Origin of the sequence: Streptomyces anatolicus (genome assembly GCF_019400875.1) — a bacterium.
Classification (GTDB): domain Bacteria; phylum Actinomycetota; class Actinomycetes; order Streptomycetales; family Streptomycetaceae; genus Streptomyces; species Streptomyces anatolicus.
On the sequence record NZ_WMBF01000703.1, the window covers coordinates 1 to 2,434 of the forward strand.

The 2,434-nt window shown below is 73.3% G+C and carries 2 protein-coding genes; both read right to left on the reverse strand.

What is annotated here, in order from left to right; translation table 11 throughout:
* Positions 1 to 117: 117 nt before the first annotated feature.
* Positions 118 to 1,167 carry a condensation domain-containing protein gene (locus GKQ77_RS34030; protein ID WP_219692541.1) on the reverse strand — a complete coding sequence of 350 codons (1,050 nt, stop codon included), beginning with the start codon at positions 1,165 to 1,167 and terminating at the stop codon, positions 118 to 120.
* Positions 1,168 to 1,249: 82 nt separating this feature from the next.
* A partial coding sequence (locus GKQ77_RS31580) for a condensation domain-containing protein (protein WP_258022304.1) occupies positions 1,250 to 2,434 on the reverse strand: 1,185 nt, incomplete at its 5' end.

Here is a 2,434-nt window from a genome sequence, read left to right on the forward strand (position 1 = left end):
CGGGCAACGGCGCCGCCCACCAGCTCCAGCTCGACGTGTACGGCGAGGTCACCGAGGCGCTGCACCTGGCGCACATGACGGGCCTGGCCCGCAACGACTACGCCTCGCTGCTCCAGCTCAAGCTGATTCGAAGACGGCCGCGGCGCCCGCGAGCTTCTGGACCTCCGCGAGCCCCACGTGCTGATGGGGGATGAGCGCGGACTGGCGCTCCTGGAGCCGCGCAAGCATCTCCGCGACCGGCTGCCCGCCGTCGAGCGGCACGCGCACCGGCAGGGTGTTGATGAAGAGGCCGACCATGGACTCCACACCGGGCAGTTCGGCGGGACGTCCGGCGACGGTCGCGCCGAACACCACGTCGGTACGGCCCGCGAGGCGAGCGAGGACCAGCGCCCACGCCCCCTGGACGACCGTGTTCAGCGTCAGCCCCCTGCCACGCGCCAACTCCGAGAGCGAATCCGCGAGTTCGGCGGAGATGGTGGCGTGCACCTGCTCGGGGAGCACGGGCGTACGGCCGGGGTCCGCCGGTGCCACGAGCGTCGAGCCGTCGACCCCGGACAGCTCGGCCCGCCACGCGGCCGACGCGGCCTCCTTGTCCTGGCGGCCCAGCCAGGCCACGTACTCGCCGTAGGGCGCGACCCGCTTGAGCGCGGAGGTGGTGCCCCCGGCCGCGTACGTCGCCGAAAGCTCGCCCAGCAGGACGGGCATCGACCAGCCGTCCAACAGGATGTGATGGAGCGTCATGACCAGGCGGTGCCGGTTCTCGCCGAGCTTGACGAGGAGGAGGCGCAGCAGGGGCGGGACCGTGAGGTCGAAGCGTTCCGCCCGCTGCCGCGCGGCCAGCCGGTCGATCTCCGCGAGGGCCTCGGGCTCCGCGAGTCCGGAGACGTCCGCCTCGTGCCAGGGCAGCACGACCTCGCGGGGGATGACCTGCACCATGTGCGCGCCGGTGACCGGCCGGAAGCAGGCGCGCAGCGCGGCGTGCCGGGCCAGCAGGGCCTGCCACGACGTCCGCAGCCGATCCGTGTCCAGCGGGCCGTTGACGTCCACCGCGGACTGCACGGTGTAGACGTCCGGACCCTGGTCGTCGAAGGAGGCGTGGAACAGCATGCCCTCCTGCAACGGCGACAGGGGCCACACGTCCTCGACGAGGGATCGGGGTCGGGTCATCGCTCTGTCTCCTCACAACGGCTGGTGCCTGTCGGCTCACGACGTCCGGTGCCTGCCGGCGTCCGGTGCCCTGATGGCTCGGCTATGACTGCTCGCCGGTGAATCCGGCTTCGAGTTCGTCGATCTGGTGTTGTGCGAGGTTCAGGAGGCGGAAGTCGGACGGGGTGTGTCCGCCCGCCGTGGGGTCGGTGGTGTGACCGGCGAGGCCGTCGAGCATCTTCAGCCAGGTGGCTCCGAGCCGCCGCGCCTCGGCCTCCTCCAGCAGCCGGCTCGCCCAGCTCAGCGTGAGCGTCAGCTCGGGCCCGTCGGCGGTGTCCCGCACCACGGCGCCCGCGTCCACGGCATGTGTGGCGGGCATGCCCAGGTCGACCGAGCCGCCGATCGCGGTCTCGCCGGCCAGCTGCCACGGTCCGGCCGGACCCGTGCCGGTGCCACCGTCCGCACCGCCGCCCGCCGCGAACCGGCCCAGGTAGTTGAAGCCGATCTGCGCGGCCGGCGCGGCGTGGAGTACCGGGCCCGTCACGGGGTTGAGATGACGCAACAGCTCATGACCGAGGCCGTCCCCGGGCACCGCCCGGGCCTGTTCCTTGACGGCCTTCACCAAGTTACCGGCAGCCTCGCCGCCTGCCATAGCGGCGTCCAACTGCGCAGCGCCCACCTCCAGGCGGACCGGTCGCACGCTGGTGAACCAGCCGACCGTGCGCAGCAGATCGGCGCCCTCCATGGGCTCACGGCCGTGCCCTTCGACGTCGACCAGGAGCCCTGCGGCGGTCTCGGGCCGCCAGTGCGCCACCGCCCCCGCGAGGGTCGCGAGGAGGATGTCGTCGACCCCGCAGTGGAAGGCGGCCGGGGCCTTGCCCACCAGGGTGGCCGCCTGCTCGGGCGGCAGCGTCCAGGTGTGGTGGCGCAGGGTGCGTACGGTGTCCAGGCCGGGGTCCAGTTCCCGTCGGCCGAGCGGGGGTTGGGGTTTGCCGAGCAGGGCGAGCCAGTCGTCCAGTTCGGCGGTCCTGCGCTCACTGGTGGCCTCGGCCGTGAGCAGCTGCGCCCAGCGGCGGAACGACGTGCCGACCGGGTCGAGTGCCGGTGTGCGCCCGGCGGCCGCCGCCTCGCAGGCCGCCCGCAGGTCCGGCACCAGCACCCGCCAGGAGACTCCGTCCACCACGAGGTGGTGGACCACCAGGATGACGCGGCCCGTGCGTGCGGGGCCCGCGTCTACCCAGACGGCCTGGGCGAGGACGCCGGACGCGGGGTCAAGACGCTCCACGGC